Source organism: Micromonospora sp. NPDC052213, from assembly GCF_040679695.1.
Classification (GTDB): Bacteria; Actinomycetota; Actinomycetes; order Mycobacteriales; family Micromonosporaceae; genus Micromonospora.
On record NZ_JBFAVI010000008.1, the window covers coordinates 1 to 22,891 of the forward strand.

Consider the following 22,891-nt stretch of genomic DNA (forward strand, 5'->3'; position numbering starts at 1 on the left):
TGGGGGGTGAGCCCCCCACCCCCCCCGCTTCCTCTGACGGCGGTTCGCCCGGTGCGGGTGAGCCGCCGTCACCCGTCGGTCCGGCATCGTCGGTGGCAGACCCGGCGAGGCGTACGGAGGGATGCGATGACCACGGCAGCGGCCGTCCGGACCGACGATCGGATACAACGGGACGTGCTCGACGAGCTGGCCTGGGACGCCCAGGTGCAGCCGAACGACATCGGGGTGACCGTCGCCGACGGCGTGGTCACGCTGACCGGTTGGGTGGACGGCGCCGCCCGCAAGTGGGCGGCGCACCGCTGCGCGCAGCGCGTACGCGGGGTGCGGGCGGTCGCCGACGACATCGAGGTGCGCCTGCCCGGCGAGGCGGGGCATACGGACGCCGAGATCGCGATCGCGGTGAGCCGGGCGCTGGAGTGGGACAGCTTCGTCCCCGCCGAGCTGCTGGACGTCACGGTGGCCAACGGGTGGGTGATGCTGCGCGGCGAGGTGGAGTTCGGCTGGCAGCGGCGTACCGCCGAACGGGAGGTGCGCCGGTTGCGCGGCGTACGCGGGGTGACGAACCTGGTCGAGGTGCGCCCCGCCGCCCGTCCGGACGCCGAGCGGATCCGGCGCGACCTGCAGCGGGCGCTGCTGCGGGGGATCGGCACCGAACGGGTGACCGTCGAGCTGGACGGGGACACGGTGATCCTCGGGGGCGTGGTCCGTTCCTGGTGGGAACGGGACGAGGCGGAGCGGCTGGCCTGGTCCGCCGCGGGAGTGCGGGCGGTGCGGGACCGGCTCCTCGTGGGCGGCTGAACGTCCGGCTTGTCCGGTTTAGTCGTGCCGTCACCGGGAAACCGCCATCGATCCCGCCGTGTGGGGTGACCGGCCGGAGCGCATCCGGGTCGGCTGCCCACCTGCGCCACCGACCGACGGGGAGGACTCGTGGCCGTGAACCACCTGACGACCGACCGGGCGGCGGAACGGCCGTTGCGGATCGCGATGGTGGTGCCGCCGTGGCTGTCGATGCCCCCGCCCGGCTACGGCGGGCTGGAACAGGTGGTGACCGGCCTGGTGGAGGCGTTGACCGAACGGGGACACGCGGTGACCGTGTTCGGGGCGGGCCAGGAGCACGGCACCCCCGCCGACTTCGTCTCCACCGTGCCGGAACTGCAGTACGAGCGGCTCGGCGAGGCGCTGCCCGAGCTGGCCCACCTGGCCCGGGTCAACCACCTCGTCGACGCGGCCGACTTCGACGTCGTCCACGACCACACCACGATCGGCCCGCTGGTCGCCGGCCGCCGGGCGGTTCCCACCGTGGCCACCGTGCACGGCAACCCCGTGGGCGAGTACGGCGCCGTGCTCAGCGACACCGACCCGGGCGTCGGGCTGGTCGCCATCTCCCACGCCCAGCGCCGGCTCAACCCGCGACTGCCCTGGGTCGGCACGGTGCACAACGCGATGGACGTCCAGGGCATCCCGCACAAGACCGCGCCCAGCCACGGCCCGGTGCTCTGGCTGGCCCGGTTCAGCCCCGACAAGGGCCCCGACGTCGCCATCCGGGCGTGCCGGGCGGCCGGCCTGCCGCTGGTGCTCGCCGGCAAGTGCAACGAGCCGCCCGAACGTCGCTACTTCGACGAGGCGGTCCGGCCCCTGCTCGGCGAGGACGTCCACGTGGTGCTCGACGCCGACCGGGCGGAGGCGCTGCGGCTGCTGGTCGAGGCCCGGTGCCTGATCATGCCGATCCAGTGGGAGGAGCCGTTCGGCATGGTGATGGTGGAGGCCATGGCAACGGGCACCCCGGTGGTGGCCCTGAACCGGGGGGCCGTGCCGGAACTCGTCCGGCCCGGGGTGACCGGCCTGATCTGCGAGGGCGTGGACGACCTGCCCGACGCGCTGCGTGCCGTGCCCGGCCTCGACCCGGCGGACTGCGTCGCGCGCGTGGCGCAGAACTTCTCCACCGCCCAGATGGCCGCCGGCTACGAGCAGGTGTACCGCCGCTTCATCGCCGACGCGGCCCGGTCCGCCGGGGTCCGGGAGCCGGCCCGGGTGGCCGGGCGTTGACCCCGGTCGACCGTACCTGACCGGCCTCTCCGGCGGCTCGCTCAGCCCGCGCCGTCCGGCGCGCCGGGGCCCGGCCGGCACCGGCACCGGACGGCCGCTTTCCGGCCCGTGCCAGGATGAGGCCATGGCGCGGGGACCGGTGGCGTTCGTGCTCGGGGGCGGGGGAGTCCTCGGCGCGGTCGAGGTGGGCATGCTGCGGGCCCTGTTCCGGGCCGGGATCCGGCCCGACATGGTGCTCGGCACGTCGATCGGGGCGGTCAACGGCGCCCTGGTCGCCGCCGAACCGTCCGAGGCGGTCACCGACCGGCTGGTCCGGCTCTGGGCCTCGCCGGAGGCGAGCGAGGTGTACGGCGACTCGGTGGCCCGGCAACTGCGCCGGTTCGCCGCCCGGACCCACCTGCACTCGCCCCGCCCGCTGCGCAAGCTGCTGGAGAGCGAGCTGGGCGCGGAGACCACCTTCGCCGACCTCCAGGTGCCGTTCCGCTGCTGCGCCGCGAACATCGAGCGGGCCGCCGAGCACTGGTTCGACAGCGGTCCGCTGGTGCCGGCCGTGCTGGCCTCCGCCTCGGTGCCGGGGCTGCTGCCGCCCGCCCAGATCGGCGACCAGCACTACGTCGACGGCGGGATTGTCAACTCCATCCCGATCGGCGAGGCCGTCGCCGCCGGTGCCGGGCGGATCTTCGTACTCCAGGTGGGGCGGATCGAGCGGGAGCTGACCCCGCCCCGGCGACCCTGGGAGATCGCCCAGGTCGCGTTCGAGATCGCCCGACGGCACCGGTTCGCCCGGGAGATGGCGGCCCTGCCCGACGGGGTGGAGGTGCACGTGCTGCCCACCGGCGGGCTGAACCCGCGCGACGACACGCCGTGGGCGTACCGGGACATGGCGGCGGTGGGGCGGCGGATCAGCCGCGCCTACACGGCCTCGCGGCACTACCTGGCCACCCAGGTGGAGCGCTGATGCCCCTGCCGCCGCGGTGGGTGCGTCGAGTGCTCCTGGCCCCCGGCGTGGTGCTGCTCGCCTTCCTGGTGGTGACCACCCTGCCGGTCTGGGCGCTGCTCGCGGCGGCCGCCTCGCCGCTGGTCCCGGGCCGGCTTCGGCCGCTGCGACTGCTCTGGATCGGCTGCGTCTACCTGGTCTGGGACGCGGCGGCGCTGCTCGCGCTCTTCGGGCTCTGGGTCGCCTCCGGCTTCGGCTGGCGGGCCCGCTCGCCAGCCTTCCAGCGGGCCCACTACGTGCTCGCCGGCTGGTTCCTGCGGGTGCTCTTCTGGCAGGCCCGCTGGACGCTGCACCTGAGCATCGACGTGGTGGGCACCGATCCCGACACGGCCCTGCCCGGCCGGCCGGAACTGGTGCTCTGCCGGCATGCCGGCCCCGGCGACTCGTTCATCCTGATCCACGCCCTGGTGAACTGGTTCAACCGGGAGCCGCGGATCGTGCTCAAGGACAGCCTCCAGTGGGATCCGGCGATCGACGTGCTGCTCAACCGGCTGCCCAACCGCTTCCTCGCGCCCGGCCCGGACGGGCGGGGCTCGGTGACCGAGCAGATCGGGCACCTGGCCGAGGGCCTGGACGACGACGACGCCTTCGTGATCTTCCCGGAGGGCGGCAACTTCACCCCGCGCCGCCGGCTGCGGGCCATCGCGCGGCTGCGCGCGCTGGGCCTGGAGCGCATGGCGCTGCGCGCGGAACGGATGCGGCACGTGCTCGCCCCGCAGCCCGGCGGGCTGCTCGCGGCCCTGGACGCCGCCCCCGACGCCGGGGTGATCTTCGTGGCGCACACCGGCCTGGACCGGATGCTCACCGTGGCCGACGTGTGGCGGGAACTGCCGATGGACAAGCGGATCGTCATGCGCTTCTGGTCGGTGCCGCCCGAGGAGGTGCCGACCGGCCGGCAGGAGCGGATCGACTGGCTCTTCGACTGGTGGGCGCGGATCGACGAGTGGATCGCGGCCAATCGGGACGGCGCCGCGTAGGGTGCGCTGGTGGACCAGATCTGCGTGGTGACGACGGTGGTGGACGCGCGGTCGGTCGCCGACGTACTGGCGGCCGCGGCCGTCGCCGGGCGGCTGGCGGCCTGCGCGCAGGTGGGCGGCCAGGTGGACAGCACCTACTGGTGGCGTTCCGGAGTGGAGACCAGCACCGAGTGGTCGGTGCAGTTCAAGACCGCGCCGGACCGGGCCGCCGCGCTGGTGGAGCAGATCCGCGCCAGCCATCCGTACGAGGTGCCGGAGATCCTGGTGACCCGGGTGGACAGCGGCGACCCCGCGTACGCCGCCTGGGTGCACGAGCACACCCGGCCCTGAGTACGCGCACTCTGGGGCGGTGACGGGAGCCGGCCGACAATGGCCGGGTGCACAACACCGGTTACCCCTGTCCCGCCTGCGGCGCGCCGGCCTCCCTCGGTTCCGGCTGCTCCGGTTGCGGGCGACCGCCGTACCCGGCCGCCGCCGAGGTGATCCGGCTCGACCGGGAGATCGTCGCGCTCGGCGGCGAGGTCGAGCGGGCCCGCGCGGCGTACCAGGGGCTCGTCGACCGGCTGGCGGCGAGCCGGCGGCGCCGGGCGGAGCTGGCCGCCGCGATCCGGGCGGAGTTCCCCGGCCCCGCCGCGCGTCCGGTTCCCGCCGCCGTCCCGGCATCCGCGCCGGCCCGCCCGGCACCGGTGTGGCCCGTCGGGGGGCCGGTCGCGCCGGTCCCCGCGCCGGCCGTCGTGGGCGGGGCGGAGACCTCCACCCGGACGGTCCAGAGCCTGCTCTTCGTCCTCGGCGGACTGCTGCTGGGCACCGCGGCGGTGGTCTTCACGGCGGTCGCCTGGGCGGCGGTCGGGGTCGCCGGCCGGGCCCTGATCCTGGCCGCGTTCACCGCGCTCGCCCTGGCCGCGCCGCTGGTGGCGGTGCGGCGGGGGCTGCGCGGCACGGCGGAGACCTTCGCCGCGGTGGGGCTGCTGCTGGTGCTCCTCGACGGGTACGCCGCGTGGACGGTGGACCTGTTCGGGGTGGCCGGCTGGCCCGGCACCCGCTACGCCGCGCTGGTCGGGGGGGCCGGCGCGGCGGTCGCGGCCGGCTACGCCCGGCTCAGCGGGCTGACCGTGCCGTGGTTCGCGGCCCTGGTGACCGCGCATCCGGTGCTGCCCCTGCTCGCCGTCGGGGCCCGGCCGGACGCCGCCGGCTGGGCGGTGGTCTTCGTCGGGGTGGCGCTGCTCGACCTGGCGGTGCTGGTCGCGCTGCGGCCGCGGGGCGGCCCGGCGGGTGGCGCCGCGACCCGGCCCGGCGGGGCACCGACGGTCGCGGCCCCCGGGGCCGGGGCACCCACGCCGGCGGTGGCGGTGCCGGGGCCGACGGTCGCGCCGCCCGGTCCGCCCGTCGCGCCACCCGGTGCGGTGGGCGGACCGGGGGAGCGTCCGGTGGTCATCGCCGGGCGCGTCGTCGCCTGGATCGGGTACGCCGGCGCTCTGGCCGTGGCCGCGAGCTGCGCGCTGGTGCCGCTGGCCCTCGGCCGGGCCGCCGGCACCCCGCTGCTGGCCGGGGGGCCGCTGCTGCTGGTGGCGCTGACGTTGCTCGGCGCGGCGGTGCTCACCGGCGGTCGGGTGTTCCGCGCCGTCGCCGCCGGGCTGCTGGTGCCGGTGCTGGCCGGGGCGGTCGTCCGCCCCGTCGCGGAGCTGGGGGCGGCACCGGTGCTCACGGCGCTGGTCGTGGTGGCGCTGGCCGGCGCGGTGCGGCTGCTGCCCGCCGGCTGGCGGACCGGTCCCCGGGTCGGCGCGCTGCTGGTGGCCGGGGGGACCGCCCAGCTCGCCGTGTTGGGGGCCGTGGTGCTCGCCGGCGGTGCGGTCGGTCGGTCGCTGCCGCCGTGGCACGGCGCCGCCGCCGGGCCGGACATCGCCCGGGGTTGGCAGTTGCCCGTGGTGATCGCGCTGGCCCTGGCGGCCGTGGGGCTGCTGCTGCCCCGGGCCGCCCGGCCGGCGCTGGCCGCGTTCGCCGTGGCGGCCACCGTGCTCGCCGTGCCCGCCGGCTGGCCGTCGCCGTGGCCCGCCGTGGTGGCCCTGGACCTGGCGGCGGGGGTGGGCCTGCTGGCCGTCGGGGTGGGGCGGCCCGGTGCCCGGTCCGGGACGGCGGTGACGGCGGCGGCGTCCGGAGCCCTCCTGCTCGGGCACGGGCTGCTGGTGGGGCTCGCCGCCCCCGGCGGGGCGGGGGCGGCGCTCGCGGTGGTCCTGGCCGCCGGGCTCGCCGTGGCCGCCGCCGGGCGGCGCGGCACGGCCGTCCAGCGCGGGATCGCCGGGGTGTCCCTGGCCGTCGCGTCGCCCGCGGTGCCGGCCGTCGCGGCCGTCGCCCTGATCGCGGCCGGGGCGCCGGCCTGGTGGCAGGCGCGGGCGGCGCTGGCCGCCGTCGCGGTGCTGCCGGTCGGGCTGCTCGCGGTCCGCCGGCACTGGCCCGACCTGCGGGCGTACGCCTCCGTCGGGCTCGCCGTGGCGGTCGCGCCGGTCGGGTTGGTGCCGGTGGTCGTACCGGCCGACGAATCGGTGGCGCTCTACGCCGCCGTGGCGGTCCTGCTGGTGACGCTGAGCGGTGCGGCGCGCTCCGACACGGTCCTGCGGGTGGCCGGCGTCGGGCTGCTGGTGGTCTCCCTCGCCGCCGCCGCGCCGGTGGCGTTGACGGCGCTCCTCGCCCCGTACGGCGGGGTGTCGCCCTGGTCCGGGGCGCCCGCGGTCGAGCCCGTCCCGGAGGCGTTCCCGGTCGGCGTGGCGCTGGCAGCGCTGGCGGTGGCCGCGCTGCTGGCGGCGGGGCCCGATCGAACTGTCCCGGGCGCGGTCCGGCCCGGCGCCGGCGGGTCCGGCGCCGTCGGGGGCGGTGCTGGCACGCCGGGTGCGTTCGGGTCCGGTGCCGGCATGCCGGGTGCCGTCGGGGCCGGCGGCGGAGCATCGGCGCGCGGCGGGTGGTGGCGGGCGGCGCTCGTCGCGCTGCCGTTCGCGGCGACCGCCCTGCCGGTGCTGCTGGTCGCCGCCGGCGCGCCGTGGCCGGTGGCGCCGGCCGCCACGCTGGCCGTCGGGGTGGTCGCGGTGCTGGTCGCCGCGCTGGCCGCGCCGCGCCCGCTGCTCGCCCCGGTCGGGGTGCCGGTGGGGCTGGCGTTGACGGCCTCCGGGCTGCTCGGGCTGGTGGCCACCAGGGCGGGCACGCTCGCCGGCCTGGGCGTGCTGGTGGTGGCGGCGACCGTGGTCGGTGTGGCCGCCCGCCGGGACGACGCCCGGCTCGTCGGTCGCCTGGTCGCGGTCGCCGCCGCGACCGGCCTCGCGGTCACCGCACCGCTGGCCGGCGGGCTGCCGCTGCGGGCGGCCGCGTTCAGCGTGCTCGCCGTCGCGGTGCTCACGCTGGCCGCCGCCGCCCTGCTCGGCGGCCACCGGGCGCCGGTCGGGGCCGCCCCGGCCCGCCAAGGGTCCGCCCCGGCGGCGGTGCTGGACGCGGCCGCCCAGGCGGTGGCGCTGGTCGCGCTGCTGCTCGCGGTCGGGGCGCTCCGGCACGCGGCGGCGGTCTGCGTGCTGTGGGGCGCTGCCGTCGCGCTGCGGGTGCTGCGCCGGGGCGAGCCGGCGGGCCGCCGCTGGGCGTTCGCGGGCATCGCCGGCGGCAGCGAGCTGCTCGGCGGCTGGCTGCTGCTGGCCGCCGGGGGAGTGGCGGTCCTGGAGGCGTACACGGTGCCGGCGGCGGCGCTGGCCCTCGGGGTGGGCGTGGCGGCGCTGCGCACCCGGCCCGGGCTGACCAGCTGGCTGGCGCTCGGCCCGGGGCTCGCGGCCGCGCTGCTGCCGAGCCTGGTGTCGGTGCTGGTGGCGCCGGATCCCCAGCCGTGGCGGCGGCTGCTGCTGGGGGCCGCCGCGCTCGGCACGGTGCTCGCCGGGGCGACCCGTCGCTGGCAGGCGCCGGTGCTGCTCGGCGGGGTCACCCTGGCGCTGCTCGCGCTGCACGAGCTGGTCCGCGGGTGGGACCTGCTGCCCCGGTGGATCTTCCTGGCCGTCGGCGGGTTCGTGCTGATCGGCCTCGCCGCCACGTACGAGCGACGGCGACGGGACCTGGCCCGGCTCCGGGCCGCCGTCGGGCGGATGGGCTGACCGCCGGGTTCCGCGCCCGGCGGCCGGGGGTAGGGCCTTCCCTACCCCCGCTCGGGGGGTGGACAGGGTTACTTAGCGCAACCGTGCTCGGGAGACTGGACGGCAGGGGCGCGCCGGCCGGCGCGGTATCCGAGATCGAGGAACGGGAGCCGCAATGGTGCTCGCAGCGGTGGCGGACCCGCCGGTAAGGCGGGGCAGTGACTACTCGCAGTTGTCCCGGCGGATCAGCGGGGCGGGGCTGCTGGAGCGGCGCCCGGGCCGGTACGTGACGCGGATCGTGCTCACCCTGGGCGTCTTCGCGGCGGGCTGGGTCGCGGTCGGGCTGGTCGGGGACTCGTGGGCGCAGCTCCTGGTCGCCGTGTTCCTGGCCGTCGCCACCACGCAGGTCGCGTTCCTCGGCCACGACGCCGGCCACCGGCAGATGTTCCGCCGGCGCGGGCCGAGCGAGGCGGTGGGCCTGCTCACCGGCAACCTGGCGGTGGGGCTCAGCTACGGCTGGTGGGTCGACAAGCACAACCGGCACCACGCCAACCCGAACCACGAGGACGAGGACCCGGACGTCGGGGCGGGCGCGTTGGTCTGGACGTACGAGCAGGCCGCCGCGACGCGCGGCGTCAACCGCTGGCTCGCCCGCCGACAGGCGTGGCTGTTCTTCCCGATGCTGCTGCTGGAAGGGCTCGCCCTGCACGTGGCGAGCGTGCGGGCGGTCGTCGGGCGGGAGCCGGACGGCGGGTTCCGCACCCCGATGCGGCACCGGAGGGTGGAGGCGCTGCTGCTGGGCCTGCACGCGGTGGGCTACCTCGGCGGGCTGCTGCTGGCGATGTCCCCGGGCAAGGCGCTGCTGTTCGTCGCCGTCCACCAGGGACTCTTTGGCCTCTACATGGGCTGCTCGTTCGCCCCCAACCACAAGGGCATGCCGATGCCGACCGCCGACGACGACTTCGACTTCCTGCGCAAGCAGGTGCTGACCTCCCGCAACGTCCGGGGTGGCCGGTTCGTCGACGTCGCGCTCGGCGGGCTCAACTACCAGATCGAGCACCACCTGTTCCCGAACATGCCGCGGGCGAACCTGCGCCGGGCCCAGCCGATCGTGCGCGCGTACTGCGTCGAGCGGGGCATCCCGTACGCCGAGACGGGGCTGGTGGAGTCGTACCGCCAGGCGCTCGCGCACCTGCACGAGGTGGGCCGGCCGCTGCGCGGCTGAGACGCGCGGCGGGGGCGGCGCCGACCGGCGCCGCCCCCGCCTCCGTGCGGTCGGGCTCAGGAGCCCATGGACTCGATCAGCTCCTGCGGGGCCTCCTGCGTGTCGCCCGCGGCGGGCTTCTTCACGGTGACCGGGGCGCCGAAGTCCGAGTAGGTGGTGGTCATCATGCCCAGCGACTCGTGCAGCACGCTGGTGTCGATGGCGAACTCGACGAGCCGGCCCTGGTCGTCCACCTTGGCGGTGAACGGGACGGCCTTGGCCTTCTCGCCGAGGGCCTTGATGGACGGGTCGTCGGCCTTCGTGCGGGTGTAGTCGAGGGTGCCGGCGTAGCTGCCCGTGCCGGTCTTCTCGACGTCCACCACGCTCTCGATCATCTGCTTCGCGCCGCCCGGGTCGCCCTCGGGCATCAGGTTGAACTGGCCGCTCTTACCGAGCTTGGTGGTGTCCATGTGCAGCCACTTCTTCGGCATCCCCTGCATACCGGTGATCTTCAGGTAGGCGTCGTCGCCGAGCAGCAGGATCCGGAAGGTGCCCTCCGCGCCCAGCTTCATCGTCATGTCGCCGGTCTTGGTGGCCGGGTCCATCACACCGCTGCCGTTGACGACCGCCGACTTCAGTTCCATCCGGACGCTCTGCTGGTTGAGCTTCTGCGCGGCGGCGCTCAGCTCGGCGCGGGCGTCCGCCGGGGCCGAGCTGGCGGGTGCCGCGCCCGTGCCGTTGCCGGCCGGAGCGTCCGCGTCCGTCTTCGTGCCGCACCCGGTGAGACCGAGGCTGAGCGCGGCGACGATAGCGACCCCCGTGGTCGCCAGCCGTCGAGTGTTCATGCTGAGAATCTCCTCTGGCAGGGTGGGCCGGGGCGACGCCGGTCGCGGCCCGGCCGGGCCGCCGGTCAGCCTAACGTCCGCCGTCCACAGCCGCGGATCTATGCCCCGCCCCGCCGCCTGCCGGGTGGGACACACCTCCCGCCGCTGGTCGGCGTCGTTCCGGCCCCTCCCGGTAGGGTCTCCCCATGGCAGACGTGCTCACCGCCGAGGCGGTGCGAGACGAGCTGGGCGGGCTGACGGGCTGGTCGGGAGACCCGACCGGGATCACCCGCACCGTGGAGCTGGCCAGTTTCCCGGAGGCCATCGCGGTCGTCGACCGGGTCGCCGTGACGGCGGAGGAGCTGGACCACCACCCCGACATCGACATCCGCTGGCGCACCCTGACGTTCCGCTGCGTGACGCACTCGGCGCGCGGGGTCACCCGGCGTGATCTGGAACTGGCCCGGCGGATCGACGAGATCGTGGGGAGCGTCCGATGAGATTCGAGATCAGCAAGGTGCTCGACGCCATCGAGGGGCGGGTCTGCACCGACCCGTCGCTGGCCCGGGCCGTCCTCGACCTGGCCGAGGTGATCCGCTACCAGGACCTCGACGGCGGCCGGCCGGCCAGTCTGCTCCGCCTCGGCATGGTGATCGACGCCCTCGCCCGGGAGTTGGAGGAGGACAGCGTCCCCGTCTACGCGGTCGTCCACCGGGCGCTGCTCTCCGACGCCGACCTCACCTCCAACGAGCGGATGGTGGTCCGCCGGTGGGCCGACGACGGGCTGGTCGAGGTGCTCGACAACCCGGGCGACCGGATGGTGGAGGTGGCCGACCTGCTCGGGCTGCCGGTGCTCACCCGGGTGCGGACGGACGGCCTGCGCGGGCGCTACCCGTGGCTGGTCGAGCAGCCCGGCCGCGTGCTCGCCCCGGTGCCGGGCGCCGGCGGGCCGGCCTTCGTCGCCCACGTCGGCGGCGGGCACACCCCGGTCTCCGGCGACCGGTCGCCGGCCGGCGTGAAGCTGCTCTCCCGGCAGTGGCGCTGCCCGGAGCCGGGCTGCGCGCTCTTCGGCGGCGGGGGCGGCGGGTCCTTCGCCGACCTGGCCCGGGTGGAGCGCAGCCCCGCCGCCCAGCCTCCGCCCTCCCTGCGCGGTGGCGCGCCCACCTGCCCGCGGCACGGCGTCCGGCTCGGCGACGCCGGTCCGCGACCGCGCAGCGAGGTCCTGGCCGTCCGCGTCGGCGGGCTGATCCGGCGCCGCTTCGTGCTGACCGAGGACCGGCCGGCGCTGGTCGGCCGGGCGCCCGACCAGGCCGGCGGGATCGTGCTCGGCCAGTGGCTCAACGACGAGGCGCGCCGTTGGATCAGCCGCAGCCACGTCCGGTTCGAGCTGCGGGTCGGCGAGGTGATCGTGACCGACGTGAGCACCAACGGCTCCGGCATCCGGCCGGGCGGGTCGATGGCGGAGAGCGACCGCGTCCCGCTGGCGCCGAAGCAGTCGCGGGTGGTGGCCGAGGGCGACATGGTCGAGCTCTACCCCGGGGTGCAGATCGGCCGGCCCGGCGAGCTTCCCGCCGGCGCGCCGTACACGCCGAACTCGGTAATGGCCGAGGCCCCCACGATGGCGATGCGCCTGCCCCGCTGACCGCCGGCAGACGACGGCGGGCGCCGGGACCGTGGTCCCGACGCCCGCCGCTGTCGTACGGGGTCAGCCGGCCAGCACGGCGGCGAGCTGGGCCACCGCGTGGTCGATCTCCTCCTCGGTGATCACCAGCGGCGGGGCGAGCCGGATGGTGGAGCCATGGGTGTCCTTGGCCAGCACGCCGCGCTCGGCGAGCCGCTCACACGCCTCCCGGCCGCTCATCAGCGCCGGGTCGATGTCCAGCCCCGCCCACAGTCCGCGGCCCCGCACGGCGACCAGGCCCTTCCCGACCAGCGACTGGAGGCCGGCGTGCAGCCGGGCGCCCAGCTCGGTCGAGCGGCGCTGGAACTCGCCGGTGGCCAGCAGCCGGACCACCTCGGTGGCGACGGCGCAGGCCAGCGGGTTGCCGCCGAAGGTCGAGCCGTGCTGGCCCGGCTTCAGCACACCCAGCACGTCGGAGTTCGCGGCCACCGCGGAGACCGGCACGATGCCGCCGCCCAGCGCCTTGCCGAGCAGGTACATGTCCGGCACGACGCCCTCGTGCTCGCAGGCGAAGGTGGCGCCGGTGCGGCCCAGGCCGGACTGGATCTCGTCGGCGACGAAGAGCACGTTCCGCTCGGTGCAGACCCGGCGTACGCCCGGCAGGTAGCCCTCCGGCGGCACGACGACGCCCTGCTCGCCCTGGATGGGCTCGAGCAGCACCGCGACGGTGTTCTCGTCGATGGCGGCGGTCAGCGCGTCCAGGTCGCCGTAGGGCACGACCGTGAAGCCCGGGGTGTACGGCCCGAAGTCGGCGCGGGCGTCCTCGTCCGTGGAGAAGCTGACGATGGTGGTCGTGCGGCCGTGGAAGTTCCCCTCGGCGACCACGATGTTGGCCTGGCCCGGCGTCACGCCCTTGACCTGGTAGCCCCACTTGCGGGCCACCTTGATGCCGGTCTCCACCGCCTCGGCGCCGGTGTTCATCGGCAGTACGAGGTCCTTGCCGCAGAGCTCGGCCAGCTCCCGGCAGAAGTCGGCGAACTGGTCGTGGATGAACGCCCGGCTGGTGAGGGTCAGCTTGTCGAGCTGCGCGTGCGCGGCCGCGACGAGCTGCGGGTGCCGGTGCCCGAAGTTCAGCGCGGAGTAGCCGGCCAGGCAGTCGAGGTAGCGGCGGCCGTCCACGTCGGTCAGCCAGGAGCCCTCGGCGGAGGAGATGACCACCGGCAGCGGGTGGTAGTTGTGCGCGGTCCACCGCTCCGCGTCGCGGACCGCCTCCGGCGTCCGCAGCATGTCCTCGATCACTTGCTCGCCTTTCCCTGACGGAGTCGCAACGTGCAGCACTTCGGCCCGCCGCCGGCCTTCCGCAGCTCGGACAGGTCGACGCCGATGGTCTCGTAGCCCCGGTCGCGCAGCTTCGCGGCCAGGCCGGTGGCCTGCGCGGGCAGCACCACGTGCCGGCCGTCGCTGACCGCGTTCAGCCCGAAGACCTCGGCGTCGGCCAGCGTGGCGTGCACCGCGTCCGGGAAGAGCCGGCGCAGTACGGCCCGGCTGCCGGGCGAGAACGCCTCCGGCAGGTAGGCCACGGTCCGCTCGTCGAGCACGGTGAGCGCGGTGTCCAGGTGGTAGAAGCGCGGGTCGACCAGCTGCATGGTGACCACCGGGTAGCCGAAGACCTCCTGGAGCTGCGCGTGCGAGGCGTGCGCGGTGCGGAAGCCGGTGCCGGCCAGCAGGAAGTCGCCGGCCAGGAGGATGTCGCCCTCGCCCTCGTTGACGTGCTTCGGGTCGTGCATCTCGAAGCCGGCGGCCTCGAACCAGGCGCGGTACGCGGGGGCCTCGTCGGCGCGCTGCGGGTCGCGGAACTGCACGGCCATCGCCTTGCCGTCGATCACCGTGCCGCCGTTGGCGGCGAAGACCATGTCGGGCAGCCCGGGCACCGGAGTGATCTCCTCGACGGTGTGGCCCAGGTCCCGGTAGATCTGGCGCAGCTGCTCCCACTGCCGGACGGCGAGGTCGGCGTCGACCGGGGCCGTCGGGTCCATCCACGGGTTGATCGCGTAGTCGACGGCGAAGTACGTCGGCCGGCACATCAGGAAGCGCTGGCTGGTGGCGTCCATCGTCATTGTCCTGCTCCCAGGGTCGGGCGCGCCCCGGCCATCTTCGGCCCACGGGGCTGGCGCCGTCCGTCAACGCTATGCGGGCCGGGCCGACAGGATCCACCGGTGATGGTTGCGTGGGGCGGACGATCGTTGCGTATGAGGACGTGCAGCCGTCGAATCGTTGCGTCCTGGCGGGAGAGGTCCGCGGTCGCCGCCCGCCCGTCCCCCGGCCGCCCGGGTCCCCGACCCCGGACGCACTTCGGGGGCGGCGAACCGCCGCCCCCGAAAGGATGTGCCCGGCTGGTGAACCACCAGGCTGGTCGGGCGTCGCCGATGAACCACCGGCACTGCCGGCGCACCGCCGGCGAGCCCGACAGTGCCCGCTAGAGGCGGTCCGCAAACTGTGAGTCGAGCCACTCCCGCAGGCGCCCCACCCAGTCGCCGTCGGTGGTCGGCCAGTCGAACTGGCCGGTGATCGCGAGCACGCCCAGGACCACCGCGCCGAGGCCGAACGCGATGCCCAGCAGGGCGTCGGTCTTGCCCGCGATGTGCCGGCGCCGGGTGGCCACGAGACCCAGCACGGCGAGGACCGCGCCGACCGCACCGAGCCCGATGCCGTACCCGGCGAGGGTGCCGGTGAGCACGAAGAGGGCGCCGGCGACACCGACGACCAGGCCGAGCGTGGCGAGCAGGCTGGCCCGGGGCTTCGGGCCGGCGACCGCCGGCCGCTCCGGGGTGCGGTCGGCGACGCCGTCGCCGTCCCGGTCGACGGGGTGGTCCACCCGGCGGTCCCGATCCGTCCCGGCGGCCCGCGCCGCCGCCGCGTCCCGGTCCAGGTCGACCGTCCGGCCGTCGACGGTCCGTTCGAGGGCCGGGTCCGCGTCGGCGATCCGGGGGTTGCGCCGGGTGTCGTCGTCGGCCGGCCGGGCGGTGGCCGCCCGCGCGACCGCGGCGCGCTCGGCCGCCCGCCGCTCGGCGTCGCCGCCCCGCCCGTCGGGTCCGGTTGCCCGACCGTCGGCTCCCGCCGCGGCGCTGCTGCGGTAGGTCGCCTGGTCGCTGTCCCGGGCGGACACCACCGGGCGGTCGGCCCGGCCCGTGTCCTCGGCCCGGTCCCGGGCGCCCGCGTCGTCGTCCGTCGGCACCGGCTCCGTCCGGCGCGACAGGGAAGGAATCTTGACCACAACACACCTCCTGATGAATGCGCGGCGGCCGATGGAGCGGGTGGCGCCCGCGCGGTAACGAACCCGACGTACCCAGCCGCGACCTCCGCGACACCCGGCCGCGCCGGCGCCGGCCCCGTCCCGGCTACCGTTGCCGGCGTGCCCGAGGGACACACCATCCACCGACTCGCCGCGCGGCACGCCGAGCTGTTCGCCGGCGACAAGCTGCACGCCGCCAGCCCGCAGGGCCGCTTCGCCGAGGGCGCGGCCCGGCTCGCCGGCACCGTGCTGGAGGCCACCGAGGCGTACGGCAAGCACCTGCTGCACCACCACGCCGGCGAGCTGACGCTGCACGTCCATCTCGGGCTCTACGGCACGTTCACCGACGGCGCGGGGGAACCGCCGGAGCCGGTCGGCCAGGTGCGGCTGCGGCTGACCAGCGACCGGCACTGGCTCGACCTGCGCGGCCCGGCCGCCTGCGAACTGCTCACCCCACCCGAGGTGGCGGCGCTGCGCGGCCGGCTCGGCCCCGACCCGTTGCGCGCCGACGCCGACCCCGACCGGGCGTACGCCCGGATCTCCCGCAGCCCCACGCCGCTGGCCGCGCTGCTGCTGGACCAGTCGGTGGTGGCCGGCACCGGGCTGATCTTCGTCACCGAGGCGTTGTTCCGGGCCGGGCTGCCGCCGACGCTGCCGGGGCGGCGGCTGCCCCGCGCCGGCTGGGACGCACTCTGGGCCGACCTGGTGACGCTGATGCGGCAAGCCGTCGCGCGCGGCCGGATCGACACCGTCCGCGACGCGCACCTGCCCGAGGCGATGGGCCGCGCCGCCCGGGTCGACCGGCACGGCGGCGAGGTGTACGTCTACCGCCGCCCCGGCGCGCCCTGCCACGTCTGCGGCACGCCCGTGGGCCGGGGCGAGCTGGCCGGCCGCAACCTCTACTGGTGCCCCACCTGCCAACCGGCCTGACGCCCGCCGCGCTCACCCTGAACCGAGCAGCCAGCGGACCACCTCGACCTGTTGCGGGAAGACCTGCCCCTCGCCGATGCTCCACGCCAGCGTCTGCCCGACCGTCCAGCCCCGCACCCGCTCCCGGTCCAGCCCCAGCTCCGCGCTCAGCCGGTCCAGCCGGTGCCGGACGGCGTCCGGCGAGTGCCCCAGCTCCGCCCCGCGCACCAGCGGCACGACGCCGAACTCCCGCTCGCCGGCCAGCGGCTTCGGGTCGATCACCAGCCACGGCTCCCGGGTCGCCCGCAGCACGTTGCCGGCGTGCAGGTCCTGGTTGACCAGCACCTGCTCGCCCTGACTGCCGACGAGGTCGCCGAGGAGCCCGAGCGCCGCGTCGAGGAGCCGCCGCTCGTACGGCCGGCCGGCCCGTTCCCAGTTCGCCGGCAGCCGCTCGCACCACCCGGCGGCCTCCTCGGCGAGCGGGGTGAACGGTGGGCCGGCCGGTCGCCACAGCCGGGGCAGCAGCCCGACCGCCACGTCCAGCGCCGCGTCGGCGGGCAGCTCGTGCAGCGGCGTGCCGGGCACGCACCGCTCCACCAGCAGCGCCCGCCGGTCCGGGTCGTGCGCGAGCAGCCGGGCCGCCCCCGCCCCGGCCCAGTGTCCGAGCGCCGTCGCCTCGTGCACGCTGTCCGGGTCCGGGTACTGGAGCTTGAGCACCGCCGGCGTGCCGTCGGGCAGCGCGGCCGGCAGGGCCAGTGACGCGAAGGCGTACGGGAAGGGGCGTCCCACCCGTAGCTGCCAGCGTTCGACGCACTCCGCCAGCCGGGCCGGCAGCACCGCCCGCCACGCCCGGCCCGCCTCGACCTCCTCGGTCCAGCGCAGCCCGTCGGGGATCTCCAGGTCCACGGCCATCCGGTCATCCTCGGCCACGCCGGCTTGTCGCGTACAACCGCTTCCGGGCCGGGGCCGTCTGGAACAGGGGCTGGGCGGTGCGCTGGAGCTGCCGCTGACGGGCCGCCGGCCTGCCGCTGAACCGGTCCGGGGGCGGTCCCGCACCGCCCCCGGACCGGAGTCGTCACCGCAGCCGGCGGATGTCGCCGTACGCCCGGTAGAAGCCGCCCCGGCCGGATTCGCGGACCTGGGTGACCAGGTAGCGCGCGCCCGGCTCGCGGATGCCCTTGGGGAACTGCACCGACCAGTCCTGGCGGTAGCCGGGGGAGAGCACGTGCACGCGCAGCCGGCCGCGGTCCTCGACGCACTGCACCACCACGCCGCCGTCGACGTCGCTGGTCACCTCGACAGTCGTCCACGCCGCCGGCTCCGGCAGCCGGGGCGGGGCCTTGACGTCGACCACCTCCGGCACGCTGCCGGCCTCCGCCGCCCGGATCGCCGGCTCGCTGGCGTCGACGCACGCCAGGTAGCCGCCGGTGGTGACCACGTAGAGCCGCTCCTCGTGGTACTGCATCGAGTAGGCCGAGCCGCAGCCGGTGCCGAGCTTCCACAGCCGGTTGCCGGCCGCGTCGAAGCAGTAGATCGAGGACTGGCTGTCGCCGGCGAAGACGAACCGGCCGCCCTCGGCCGTGGCGCAGGAGAAGACCGGGGCGTCGCAGCGGTAGGTGCGCTCGGTGCGGCCGTCCTTCGCCAGCCGCACCACCTCCCGGGTGCCGGTGCCGGCGAACACCGCGCCGGGCTCCTGCCAGCCGAAGAGCACCGAGCCGGTGCGGGTGTGCCACAGCTCCTGCCCGGTGCGCCAGTCGTAGCCGGTCACCCCCTGCGAGTGGCCGTGGTAGACCGCGTCGGCGTCGCAGCGCACCATCCAGGCCGACCGGCCGCGCCCCGCCCGGCGCCAGAGGAACTCGTCCTCGTGGTCGACGGCGGCGATTCCGCCGTCCGCGTCGGAGACGCCCAGCACCCCGTCGTGGATGTCGAGCCAGTAGATGTCGATGTCGGGGGCGATCGCGTACGCCACCCGGGGCACCTTGCCGGACAGGTCGTAGACGTTGCCGTCGTCGCACCCCGCGTAGATCCAGGCGTCGTCGGCGACGATGCACTTCACCCCGTCGGGGAGGCGAACCTGGTCCAGCACCCGGGCGTCGTGACCGAGGGTCGTGATGACCCCGCGCTCGTTGCCGACCATGCAGGTCTGCCCGTCGACGAAGATGCCGAAGGCCGGGGCGCCGGAGTCGTAGCGCCAGAGCACCGGGGCGGTGCGGGCGGTGGAGCGGGTGCTGACGATCTGTCGCCGGGAGACGGCGCGCTTCTGCCGGGCGCCGCGCACGGCCGGCGCGTATCCCTTGCGGACCTTCTCGCCGATCTTCTTGGCGGCGGCCGCGCGGGCCCGGGCGTTGTCCGGGTACGCCGTGGTCTTGACCTGGCCCTGGTCGCCGATCCGGCCGTAGCGGACGGTCAGCGCGGCGTCGTCGACCACGACCTCGTAGAACTTGTGCGCGCCACCGTCCACTTCGGACAGTTCGAGGTAGGTCGTCTCCTGCGACAAGGGGGCCTCCGAGGGGTCAGCGACCGGCCCGACGTGGCCGGCGCGGCGACAGCGGGCACACGGTAACCGCCACCCCCGACAAGCTGCCCGAGACAGGGACGAAGCCCTCCTCCACCTCAGGCGGAAAGGTACGCCTACCGATCGGTGGCGGACAGGGCGTCGACGGCCTTGCGGGCGGCGATCAGCACCGGGTCCCAGACCGGGGCGTACGGCGGGGCGTAGCCGAGGTCGAGGGCGGTCATGTCGTCCACCGTCATGCCGTTCCACAGCGCCACCGCGAGCGTGTCGATCCGCTTCGCGGCCTCGGACCAGCCGACGATCTGCGCTCCGAGCAGCCGGCCGCTGGGCTTCTCCGCGATCAGCTTCACCGTCATCGGGCGGGAGCCCGGGTAGTAGCCGGCGCGGTTGGTGGACTGCGCGATCACGGAGACGAACTCGAAGCCGGCCGCCCTGGCGTCCCGCTCGCGCAGCCCGGTGCGCCCCACCTCCAGCTCGCAGACCTTGGTGACGGCCGTGCCGATCACGCCGAGGAAGGTGGCGTACCCGCCGCCGATGTTGATGCCGGCCACCCGGCCCTGCTTGTTGGCGTGGGTGCCCAGCGGCACGTGCACCGGCATCCCGGTGACCCGGTGCACGGTCTCCACGCAGTCGCCGGCTGCCCAGACGCCCGGCACGCCGGCCACCCGCATGCGGCGGTCCACCCGGACCCCGCCGGTGACGCCCAGCGGCAGGCCGGCGGCCTCCGCGAGCGCGGTGTTGGGGCGTACGCCGAGACCGAGGACGACCAGGTCGGTGGGGATCGGCCCCTCGGCGGTGACCACCGCGGAGACCCGGCCGTCGGTCTCCTCCAGCCCGGTGACGGCGAGGCCGGTGCGGATGGTGATGCCGATCGCGCGCATCGCGTCCGTGACCAACTCGGCCATGTCCGGGTCGACGGTGGACATCGGCTGCTCGGCCTGCTCCACCAGCGTGACGGAGAGCCCGCGCTGGATCAGCGCCTCGGCCATCTCCACGCCGATGTAGCCGCCACCGACCACGACCGCCCGGCGCGGCCGGGGCTCGGACTCCAGCCAGGCGCGCAGCGCCGCGCCGTCGTCGAGGGTCTGCACGCCGAACACCCCGCCGGTGTCGGTACGCGCCCAGTCCGGCTTCGTCGGCACCGCGCCGGTCGCGTACACCAGGGTGTCGAACCGCTCGCGGACCTCGCCGCCGCTGCCGAGGTCCCGCGCGACCACCTCGCGCCGCTCGATGTCGATGGCGGTGACCTCGTGCCGCATCCGCACGTCGATGGCGAACTTCTCCCGGAACGTCGCCGGGTCGCGGGCGATCAGCTCGTCCCGCTCGGGCACCAGCCCGCTGATCCAGTAGGGGATGCCACAGGCCGAGTACGACGTGAAGTGCCCGCGCTCGAACGCGACGATCTCCAGATCGCCGCGGTCGCGGCGGCGGCGCGCCTGGGACGCCGCCGCCATGCCCGCCGCGTCGCCACCGATGATGATCAGCCGTTGCGCCACGGGGACCATCCTGTCACGGGCGACCCGCCCCGCGGGTCTGTCGCGCGACGTCGGAGACCACGTCCACGAGCGTGCCGCCGCGGGCGAGGACGGCGCGCTGCCGGGCCGCCCCGCTGCCGTGCCGGCGCAGCCCGCCGACCAGGTCGGTCACCTCGTCCAGGTCGCCGTGCCGCTCCAGCGCCGGGCGCAGCCGCTCGACGAGCTGGTCGAAAAGCTCCCACGCCGGGCGCAGCTCCCCGTCGGTGAGGTCGACGCCGTCGCCCTCCAGCCCGTCGTGCGCCGCCCGCCAGTGCGCGGCGACCAGCAGGTGGTGGTCGGTGCGGATGGCGGGCCGGCCGGCGGCCATGTCGTCCAGCGCGGTCGCCACCATGGCCCGGACCAGCGCGGCGACGAGCACCGCGTCGTCCACCGACGGGCAGACGTCGCCGATCCGGATCTCCACGGTCGGGTACCTGGCCGACAGCCGGGCGTACCAGTAGAGCATCCCCTCGTCGAGCATCACGCCGCTGGCGACGAGCTGCCGGATCAGCCGTTCGTAGTGCTCGTGCGACTCCAGGAACGGGGTGGGCGCCACCGACGGCCAGCGCTCCCACTCGATCGACCGCCAGCTCGCGTACCCGGTGTCCTCGCCCTTGGCGAACGGGGAGTTGACGGTCACCGCGTGCAGCACCGGCAGCCAGGGCCGGACGTGGTTGAGCACCTGCACCCCGGTCTCCGGGTCGGGCACCCCGACGTGCACGTGCATGCCGTTGTTGCCGGGGCCGGGGACCAGCAGGCGGAACCGCTCGACCATCCGGTCGAAGCGCGGCTTGTCGACCACCGGGGGCACCGGCCCGTCCACCGGCCCGGTGCCGATGGCGAGCAGCCGTACGCCGGCCCGCTCGGCGGCGTCGGCGAGCGCGGCTCGCAGCATCCCGAGGGAGTGCCGGATGGAGGAGAGCTCCAGGCCGGGCGGGCTGCCGATCTCGATCTGGCTGGTCTGGAACTCCCGCTCCACCTGGCCGCGCAGCTCGGGCGGCACCTGCTCCATGACGAGGTCGACGGCGGGCACCGCGGCCCCGGTGTGCGGGTCGACGAGCAGGAACTCCTCCTCGACACCCACCGTGAGCAGATCCGTCCCCTCGGCCGCCGCGCTCGGGGCCTCCGCCACCTGGCCGGTCATCGCCACCACCGTCCGTTCGCGCCCGGCCGCGGTCCGTCCGTGCCGGGTCGGCCGGTGGTTACCCACCGTGCCGACGTCCGGAAACGCGGCCCGGCGCGTCGACCGGCGTGTCGCCCGTCGCGTGCGGGCCCGCCCGGCGTCACCGCTGCCGGCGGCAGGCCGCGCGGAGCGGTCGCCGGCGGCCGTCCTCGCCGCCGGGCCGTCACCGTCTGCGGTCGTCCTCGCCGTCCTGCACCATGGCGCGGACCCGGCGCAGGGTCGCGTCCTGGGCCAGGATGGCCTCCCGCCACCGGTCCAGCGTCCGGCGCAGGTCCCAGACCGTGGCCCGGAGCTGCTGCACCTGTTCGCGGGTCGCTTCGAGTTGCGCCCGGGTGACCAGGGCGGTCTCCTCCAGTTCGGCGACCCGGGTGCGCAGCGGCTGCACCAGCGTGAGGGCGGCGTCGGTGAGGGTGTCGGCGGCGTCCGCCTTGAACTTGCCACGCTGCACCACCACGGTCGCGATGGCGGCGAGACCGCCGGCGCCGCCGAGGACCCCGAGGACGGAGAGCAGGACCTGCACCCACTGCGGCGCGCTCGGCGCGGACACGTTCACGTTCCACCTCCGGTGGAGGCCACGCCGCCGCCCAGTCCGGCGGGCTGGGCCGCCTGGGCGGCCCGGGTGAGGGCGCGCAGGTCGCGCACGATCTGTGCGGCGCGCCAGCCCGACCCGATGGACACCGCCCCGACGAAGGAGGTCGCGGCGACCCCCTGCTGCCCGGCGACCACCGCCACGGCGACGGCGTACATGCCGGTGACCGTGCCGAGCATCAGCACCGAGGCGAGCTCGATGCCGAGGGCGGTGGAGAGCCGGCCGGGCCAGAAGATGCCGAGCAGCCCGGCGACGCCGGCGACGACGAGGCCGAACTCCCACCCCACCTGGATGGGACCCGGCATCGCCATCTCCACCGACTGCGGCCGGACCCCCAGGGCGATCAGGAGGACCCCGCAGACGGGGGCGGTCGCCATGACGGCGATCTCGAAGGGCTGGTGCCGCGGGCGGATGCGGGTGTGGGGCACGGCGGCTCCTTGGCGGTGATGGCCCACCACCTCGTCGAGGCGGCCCGTCGGGCCGGGCGGGCGCCCGGCCGTGAGGGGTGTGCCGGGAGGGCCCGCTCCCGCTGGCCCGGTCGGCTCGGCGGCCTGCCCGACGGGTCGGACTGCGCATCGGTGACCGGGAGTGACGACAGGCCGGCGTTGGCTCGTCGATGCCCCAAGTCGTACCACTCCCACGGAGGCTCCGTCCACCCCGGATCTGTCGTAAAACAGCAGGTCAGGGCGTTCGGGAGTCGCCGATCGGGCCGGCCGGCGTGACAGCGGGCCCTAGGCTGGTCGGCGTGCCGGGAGCGTGGCGGATCGTGGTGGGGACGTGGGCGTACGCGCTCACCCACCTGGCCCTGCTCGCCGACCGTCCGGCCGGGCTGCTCGCCGGGGCCGCACTGACCGCCGTCGTGCTGCTCGCCGCCGTGCTCGCGCTGCACGCGGCGGGCCGCGTCGGCGCTCCCCGGGCCGGCCGCGCCGCCGCCCTGCGAGCCCGGGCCCGCCGCCGCCGGGTGCCCCGGCAGGTCGATCCGGACGCCGCCGGGCGTCCCCGCCCCCGGGCGCCCGGGGCCGTTCCCTCGGCCGCGTAGCGCCGCCGCCGCGCGGCCGATTCCGTCGTCACCCGAGGCTCGACGACGCCCTGTCGTCCCGTCGGGCCGTCACCCGGAATCGGA

21 protein-coding genes are annotated in these 22,891 nt (G+C 76.0%); 11 read left to right on the forward strand and 10 right to left on the reverse strand.

The features are described 5' to 3' along the window. Positions 1 to 126: 126 nt before the first annotated feature. The 7 genes from AB0L34_RS03850 to AB0L34_RS03880 all read left to right on the forward strand — a co-directional run bounded on the left by AB0L34_RS03850 (position 127) and on the right by AB0L34_RS03880 (position 9,342). The gene (locus AB0L34_RS03850) at positions 127 to 798 is read left to right on the forward strand and encodes a BON domain-containing protein (protein ID WP_357459394.1); all 672 of its coding nucleotides are present in this window, start codon (positions 127 to 129) and stop codon (positions 796 to 798) included. A gap of 186 nt (positions 799 to 984) precedes the next feature. Continuing rightward, positions 985 to 2,046, forward strand: a complete 1,062-nt coding sequence (locus AB0L34_RS03855; RefSeq protein WP_363701749.1) for a glycosyltransferase family 4 protein — start codon at positions 985 to 987, stop codon at positions 2,044 to 2,046. 124 nt (positions 2,047 to 2,170) lie between these two features. Further along, positions 2,171 to 3,004 carry a patatin-like phospholipase family protein gene (locus tag AB0L34_RS03860; protein WP_357459398.1) on the forward strand — a complete coding sequence of 278 codons (834 nt, stop codon included), beginning with the start codon at positions 2,171 to 2,173 and terminating at the stop codon, positions 3,002 to 3,004. Next, complete coding sequence (locus AB0L34_RS03865) at positions 3,004 to 4,020, forward strand: 1-acyl-sn-glycerol-3-phosphate acyltransferase (protein WP_357459401.1); 1,017 nt, start codon at positions 3,004 to 3,006, stop codon at positions 4,018 to 4,020. The genes AB0L34_RS03860 and AB0L34_RS03865 overlap by 1 nt, the downstream gene beginning before the upstream one ends. 9 nt (positions 4,021 to 4,029) lie before the next feature. Then, entirely contained in the window at positions 4,030 to 4,350 is a 321-nt protein-coding gene (cutA, locus tag AB0L34_RS03870) for a divalent-cation tolerance protein CutA (RefSeq protein ID WP_350703705.1), read from the forward strand. Positions 4,351 to 4,397: 47 nt separating this feature from the next. Further along, positions 4,398 to 8,138 carry a hypothetical protein gene (locus AB0L34_RS03875; protein ID WP_363701652.1) on the forward strand — a complete coding sequence of 1,247 codons (3,741 nt, stop codon included), beginning with the start codon at positions 4,398 to 4,400 and terminating at the stop codon, positions 8,136 to 8,138. Positions 8,139 to 8,292: 154 nt separating this feature from the next. Further along, positions 8,293 to 9,342: an acyl-CoA desaturase gene (locus tag AB0L34_RS03880; protein ID WP_363701654.1), complete on the forward strand. Its 1,050-nt coding sequence runs from the start codon at positions 8,293 to 8,295 to the stop codon at positions 9,340 to 9,342. A 56-nt stretch (positions 9,343 to 9,398) separates the two neighbouring features. Here AB0L34_RS03880 and AB0L34_RS03885 read toward each other — a convergent pair whose 3' ends face one another. Further along, positions 9,399 to 10,166, reverse strand: coding sequence for a hypothetical protein (locus AB0L34_RS03885; protein ID WP_363701656.1), 768 nt, complete (start codon positions 10,164 to 10,166; stop codon positions 9,399 to 9,401). 185 nt (positions 10,167 to 10,351) lie between these two features. Here AB0L34_RS03885 and AB0L34_RS03890 point away from each other — a divergent pair, with 185 nt between their 5' ends. Both AB0L34_RS03890 and AB0L34_RS03895 read left to right on the forward strand, forming a co-directional pair. Further along, positions 10,352 to 10,645, forward strand: a complete 294-nt coding sequence (locus tag AB0L34_RS03890) for a 4a-hydroxytetrahydrobiopterin dehydratase (protein WP_357459411.1) — start codon at positions 10,352 to 10,354, stop codon at positions 10,643 to 10,645. Next, a complete protein-coding gene (locus AB0L34_RS03895; RefSeq protein ID WP_363701658.1) occupies positions 10,642 to 11,787 on the forward strand; it encodes an FHA domain-containing protein in 1,146 nt (381 codons plus the stop codon). The genes AB0L34_RS03890 and AB0L34_RS03895 overlap by 4 nt, the downstream gene beginning before the upstream one ends. 63 nt (positions 11,788 to 11,850) lie before the next feature. Here AB0L34_RS03895 and rocD read toward each other — a convergent pair whose 3' ends face one another. The 3 genes from rocD to AB0L34_RS03910 form a co-directional block, all read right to left on the reverse strand. Continuing rightward, positions 11,851 to 13,065, reverse strand: coding sequence for an ornithine--oxo-acid transaminase (gene rocD, locus AB0L34_RS03900; RefSeq protein ID WP_357698084.1), 1,215 nt, complete (start codon positions 13,063 to 13,065; stop codon positions 11,851 to 11,853). After that, the gene (gene ddaH / locus AB0L34_RS03905) at positions 13,062 to 13,877 is read right to left on the reverse strand and encodes a dimethylargininase (RefSeq protein WP_363701751.1); all 816 of its coding nucleotides are present in this window, start codon (positions 13,875 to 13,877) and stop codon (positions 13,062 to 13,064) included. Before ddaH ends, rocD begins: the two co-directional genes overlap by 4 nt. A 365-nt stretch (positions 13,878 to 14,242) precedes the next feature. Next, the gene (locus tag AB0L34_RS03910; RefSeq protein ID WP_363701660.1) at positions 14,243 to 15,040 is read right to left on the reverse strand and encodes a UbiA family prenyltransferase; all 798 of its coding nucleotides are present in this window, start codon (positions 15,038 to 15,040) and stop codon (positions 14,243 to 14,245) included. A gap of 138 nt (positions 15,041 to 15,178) precedes the next feature. On the opposite strand from AB0L34_RS03910, the gene AB0L34_RS03915 reads away from it, so the two are divergent. Continuing rightward, positions 15,179 to 15,988, forward strand: a complete 810-nt coding sequence (locus AB0L34_RS03915) for a DNA-formamidopyrimidine glycosylase family protein (RefSeq protein WP_363701662.1) — start codon at positions 15,179 to 15,181, stop codon at positions 15,986 to 15,988. A gap of 12 nt (positions 15,989 to 16,000) precedes the next feature. Here the strand turns inward: AB0L34_RS03915 and AB0L34_RS03920 are convergent, their stop codons facing one another. From AB0L34_RS03920 to AB0L34_RS03945, 6 genes are all read right to left on the reverse strand, one after another. Then, positions 16,001 to 16,879, reverse strand: coding sequence for an aminoglycoside phosphotransferase family protein (locus AB0L34_RS03920; protein WP_363701664.1), 879 nt, complete (start codon positions 16,877 to 16,879; stop codon positions 16,001 to 16,003). 163 nt (positions 16,880 to 17,042) lie between these two features. After that, on the reverse strand, positions 17,043 to 18,464 hold the full coding sequence (locus tag AB0L34_RS03925; protein ID WP_357459430.1) for a WGR domain-containing protein: 1,422 nt from the start codon (positions 18,462 to 18,464) through the stop codon (positions 17,043 to 17,045). A gap of 134 nt (positions 18,465 to 18,598) precedes the next feature. Continuing rightward, on the reverse strand, positions 18,599 to 19,978 hold the full coding sequence (locus tag AB0L34_RS03930) for an FAD-dependent oxidoreductase (protein ID WP_363701666.1): 1,380 nt from the start codon (positions 19,976 to 19,978) through the stop codon (positions 18,599 to 18,601). A 13-nt stretch (positions 19,979 to 19,991) separates the two neighbouring features. Next, a complete protein-coding gene (locus tag AB0L34_RS03935) occupies positions 19,992 to 21,140 on the reverse strand; it encodes a glutamate--cysteine ligase (RefSeq protein ID WP_363701668.1) in 1,149 nt (382 codons plus the stop codon). Positions 21,141 to 21,342: 202 nt separating this feature from the next. Then, positions 21,343 to 21,690 (reverse strand): hypothetical protein, encoded by a 348-nt coding sequence (locus tag AB0L34_RS03940; RefSeq protein ID WP_363701752.1) that lies wholly within the window; start codon positions 21,688 to 21,690, stop codon positions 21,343 to 21,345. A gap of 38 nt (positions 21,691 to 21,728) precedes the next feature. Next, positions 21,729 to 22,196, reverse strand: coding sequence for a hypothetical protein (locus tag AB0L34_RS03945; RefSeq protein WP_363701670.1), 468 nt, complete (start codon positions 22,194 to 22,196; stop codon positions 21,729 to 21,731). 317 nt (positions 22,197 to 22,513) lie between these two features. Here AB0L34_RS03945 and AB0L34_RS03950 point away from each other — a divergent pair, with 317 nt between their 5' ends. Beyond that, positions 22,514 to 22,807 (forward strand): DUF6412 domain-containing protein, encoded by a 294-nt coding sequence (locus AB0L34_RS03950; RefSeq protein WP_363701672.1) that lies wholly within the window; start codon positions 22,514 to 22,516, stop codon positions 22,805 to 22,807. Positions 22,808 to 22,891 lie beyond the last annotated feature (84 nt).